This is a genomic window from Okeania sp. SIO2F4 (assembly GCF_010672385.1).
In the GTDB taxonomy this organism is placed as follows: Bacteria; Cyanobacteriota; Cyanobacteriia; order Cyanobacteriales; family Microcoleaceae; genus Trichodesmium.
In genome coordinates, this window is the sequence record NZ_JAAHGT010000758.1 from 1 (window position 1) to 4,816 (window position 4,816).

The 4,816-nt window shown below is 38.6% G+C and carries 3 protein-coding genes and 1 pseudogene; all 4 read right to left on the reverse strand.

What is annotated here, in order from left to right:
• Positions 1-129: 129 nt before the first annotated feature.
• Positions 130-1,632: pseudogene (locus F6K22_RS32085) on the reverse strand (ATP-binding protein); the annotation flags it as partial.
• A 125-nt stretch (positions 1,633-1,757) separates the two neighbouring features.
• Positions 1,758-3,113 (reverse strand): hybrid sensor histidine kinase/response regulator, encoded by a 1,356-nt coding sequence (locus F6K22_RS32090; RefSeq protein ID WP_293107632.1) that lies wholly within the window; start codon positions 3,111-3,113, stop codon positions 1,758-1,760.
• 318 nt (positions 3,114-3,431) lie between these two features.
• Positions 3,432-3,611: a hypothetical protein gene (locus F6K22_RS32095; RefSeq protein ID WP_293107634.1), complete on the reverse strand. Its 180-nt coding sequence runs from the start codon at positions 3,609-3,611 to the stop codon at positions 3,432-3,434.
• Positions 3,612-3,615: 4 nt separating this feature from the next.
• Positions 3,616-4,816: ATP-binding protein (locus F6K22_RS32100; RefSeq protein WP_293107637.1), on the reverse strand; the 1,201-nt coding region annotated here is incomplete at its 5' end.

The following is a 4,816-nucleotide window of genomic DNA, read 5'->3' on the forward strand; positions in this document are numbered from 1 at the left end:
TACGCTCCGCTAACGCGAACGTCCGTGTCAGCCTGAGGAGCTGGATAACGCCGACGTTGCCAGTGGAATAGGGAATAGAACAGATAATCATAGATTTCTATAGATTATCGTAGGTTTCTAAGAACGGAAGACTTCGTTATCTCGATAGGCTCCCAACAGGAGTAAATATCGCGTCTGGCTATCCCCCATCAGGACTTTCATCAGATTGAGGGAGGCTGAATCTGCCCATTGCAAATCATCGAGAAAGAGTGTTAAGGGATGTTCTTGGGTGGTAAAGACGGCGATAAACTTCTGGAATAGGAGGTTAAAACGATTTTGGGCAGCCGTTCCTGATAGTTCAGGGACGGGGGGTTGTTGTCCGATGATGCGTTCGAGTTCGGGAATCACATCAATGAGAACTTGCCCATTTTCTCCCACTGCTTCTAAGATTTTCTCTTTCCAGTTGGCTAATTCGGCATCTCCTTCTCCCAGTAATTGCCCCATCAAGTCTCGAAAGGATTGCAAAAATGCACTGAAAGGGATATTACGACTGAATTGGTCGAATTTACCCTTGATGAAATAGCCTCGTTGTCGGACGATGAGTTTGTGAACTTCGTTGACGACGGCGGTTTTTCCGACCCCCGAATATCCCTCTACTAAGAGCAATTCGCTATTTTCTTGACTGACGCGATTGAAAGCATCAAGTAAAGTTTGTACTTCTTTTTCTCGCCCGTAGAGTTTTTCGGGAATGAGGAAGCGCTCTGAGATATCCCGCTCTCCCAACTCAAACTCGACGATACTACCAGTCTCTTGCCACTGCTGCCAACACTTTTCTAAATCGTGTTTGATTCCTCGGGCACTTTGATAGCGGTCTTCGGCTGTTTTTGCTATTAGTTTCATCACTATTTCTGATAGCGCCTTGGGTATTTCCGGTTTGACTTTATGAGGTGGAATGGGAATTTTCACAATGTGACAATGAACTAATTCCATCGGGTCCTCAGATTTGAACGGAAGTTCTCCGGTTAGCAGTTGATAAAAGGTGACTCCGAGGGAATAAAAATCGCTGCGATAGTCAATTCCTCGGTTCATCCGCCCGGTTTGTTCGGGGGAAATATAAGCTAAAGTTCCTTCTAAGACATTAGGGTTCTGAATTTCTTGAGTTTCCCTTGGTAACAGAGAAGAGATGCTGAAGTCGATGAGGTATATCTCTTTGGTGGTAGGATTAATTAGTATATTTGCTGGTTTAATATCTTTATGAATAATTCGGTTTTGGTGTAATTGATAGATAATTTCTGCTATTTGAATAGCTATGTCTAAAAATTCGGATATGTCTTTGATATCAGACAAGAAATTTTGATAATATTCACCTAAAGAAATGCCACCAAAGTCTGGCATAATTAAGGCATAGCGATTCTGATAATTTAACAGAGCTAATGGTTTAACTATACCTTCAACAGATAGATTTTTAGCAATGGTGTATTGGTTGCGAAACTGGACTAATTCCTGAAAAGAAGGAAAGTCATTGCGCATCAGTTTAATTACCACTGGTTGAGTATCTGCTTTAGCCACTCCACGATAGACAAGAGTGCGCTCGCTTTCATGTATTAAGTCACCTATTTCGTAATTAGTTAAGGATGTAATAGTTAAGTTCATAGTTATGCTTAATTTATTTATTTCAACATTTTATCAATTATCTTCTATCATTAGCAGCGCCGTAACTATTTGACTATTTTCACCACAACTCTATTGTACCGATACTCCTGGATTCGAGCTAATATCTAATTATTTGGCAAACTAATTGTAAACTCAGTTCCTGTTCCTAATTCTGAAGTACAAGTAATTTTCCCTCCATGTTTTTCCTCTACTATTTGCAGAGAAATTGATAAACCTAAACCTGTTCCTTTTCCTACTCCTTTTGTGGTAAATAAATGACAGAATATTTTATTTTTAACTTCCTCACTCATACCTATACCATTATCTCCTATACGGATAATTGCCTGTTGTGTTTTTGAATCAATTTCTGTAGTAATAGTAATCTGATTTGGTGCTGCTTTGATTTCGGCGAAAGTTTTCCCAAAATTACTTTCTTCTAAAGCATCAATGCTATTAGCAATTAAATTCATAAATACTTGATTTAATTGTCCGGGATAACAATATACTGGTGGCAGTTTGCCATAGTTTTTTACTACTTCTATTTCTGGTCGTTTTTCATTGGGTTTGAGTCGGTGTCTGAGAATTAATAAAGTGCTGTCGATACCATCATGGATATTAAAAGCTACCTTAGCAATTGTATCGTCACGGGAGAAAGTTCGCATAGATTTACTAATCTCTGCAATACGTTTTGTTCCTTCTTTCATTGAGTCAATTAATCCTGGTAAATCTGTCAATAAATAATCTAATTCTATCTCTTCAATTTTTTCTTGAGTTGTTTGACTATTCCAATCAATACCTTGTTGATAAAGCTCCAACAAATCTATTAAATATTGAATGTATTCAGTGGCATAATCTAAATTGCCGGAAATAAACCCCACGGGATTGTTAATTTCGTGGGCTACTCCCGCCACGAGATTTCCCAAGGTAGCCATTTTCTCGCTTTGAATAATAGTGAGTTGGGCTTGTTTTAGTTCATCGTATTTTTTATTCAGTTCCTGATTAGCTGTTTCTAATTCCTGATTCACCTGCTGGAGTTGTTTATTTTGTTCTGCTAATTGTTGAGCTTGCATATAATTTTCTTGTTTCAGAAGTTTTTGCAGGCGAGTGAGTTCTAAATGAGTAGAAATGCGAGCTAAAACTTCCTCGGCTTGAAATGGTTTCGTAATATAATCCACCCCTCCCACAGTAAAAGCTTTGAGCTTATCCATTACTTCATCTAAAGCACTAATAAAAATTACTGGAATATCGTAAGTCAATTCATTTGCTTTGAGATGTTGACAAACTTCGTACCCGTCCATGTTTGGCATTTTAATATCCAGCAAAATCAAACTAGGAGAAAATTTTTCAATAAATGTTAAAGCCAATTTTCCACTAGGAAATGCTCGCACCAAATAGCCGTTTTCCTTTAACAGACTGCTAAGTACGTGTAAATTGGCTGGGGTATCATCAATAATAATGATTTGCTCTTGAGTAGAATTCATGTTTATATCATGTCTGGTTGAACAGTTATAAATAATTAGACCTCTCCGGAAAAGAGGGAGTAGGGAGTAGGGAGTAGGGAGTAGGGGGAAAGAATTGATTATTTCTGTACGATAATTGATTTGATTTTTGATTATCGGAGATGTCTATTAGGGAGGAGTCAGGAGACAGGAGAAAAGAATGTACCAGGAAAAAGAAGTGTTTTTATCACTAATTATCCGGACATGATATTACTCCTTATATTATCAGGACTTACGCATGAGGTACGAAAAACCACGATTTGAGATTGCTTCCCTGTCGGTCGCAATGACGTATTTTCGTCATACTTCGTAAGTCCTGATTATATCAAATCCGCTTAATTCGGTAGAAAAAAATGTTCTATCTTCAACCATTACCAAATCTTCCCACACTTCCCACACTTCCCACACTTCCCACACTTCCCACACTTCCCACACTTCCCACCCTTCCCACACTCTTTTTACACCAATGCTACCGGACATGATATTACTCCTTGTATGCTATGGTTGCTGAGATTAAACTCAAGACTTTTTCATACTCAAAGTTATGCAGAGAAGTTTTTAGTGCCAGAGCCAAAGAATCATTATGAGTAGCGATTTGTTTTATTAGCGTGGCAATTAAGTCCTCATCAGAAAACATGACTGCTTCTTCGAGTTGGGCTAAAATCTCAGTGGGAATTTCTGCCATTACCTCTGGGGTTAAAACCTCTTTTGTTGTTGTTGCCGTATTTTCTGGAATTAAATCTTCATAAACATATTTGACACCAATATGTTTATTCATCACCTTAAAAATTTCTTCCTCTCGAAAAGGTTTTCTCACAAAATCATCGCATCCTGCGGACATGACTACTGCTTTTTCTTCTTCTAAGATGCTTGCTGTTAAGGCAATAATTGCTGTTGCTTGACCTTTGAGGTGAGATTTAATAATTTTGCTAGCAGTGTAACCATCCATCACTGGCATCCGTATATCCATCCAGATTAAGTGCGGTTCCCATTTCTCCCAAATATCCACAGCTTCTTGACCGTTATTTGCCTCTTGAAGTTCAAATCCCAAGGGAGAAAGTAGTTTAATTAATAATTGGCGATTGATCGCTTTATCATCAACGATAAGAATACGATATTTGGGTTGATTGGGTTCGAGAGCAATAACTCGGCGAGATGGCTGGTTTGTGGTAATATCGCTGGCTGCTACTTCAGTAACTTGAATATCAAATAGGAAAGTTGTGCCTTGCCCCACGACACTTTTAACTTTGATCTCGCCTCCCATCAAACGCACAAATTGGTTGCTAATAGATAATCCTAAACCCGTTCCTTCCTGAGCTTGTTTTCCGGTTTTGGTTTGGCTAAAGGCTTGAAAAAGATGTTCTAATTCTTCTTGAGCAATTCCCGCTCCTGAATCTTCAATTTCAAAATGAAGTGTAGGGGAATTAGCATCTAATACTTGAGCTTGACTATTAGTTTTCAGATTGCCAGCTCTAATTGAAACGCCACCAGATTGAGTAAATTTGAGGGCGTTGTTAATCAAATTAATCAGCACTTGGCGCAATTTAATTTCATCGGTACGGACATAGCGGAGCAGATCGGGTTCATACTCCATCAGTAAGTAGAGATTTTTCTCCTCTGCTTTGATTTTAAACATATCATCAATGTCATCTAGCAGACGGTGGAGGTCAAAGTTTTGGGGATTG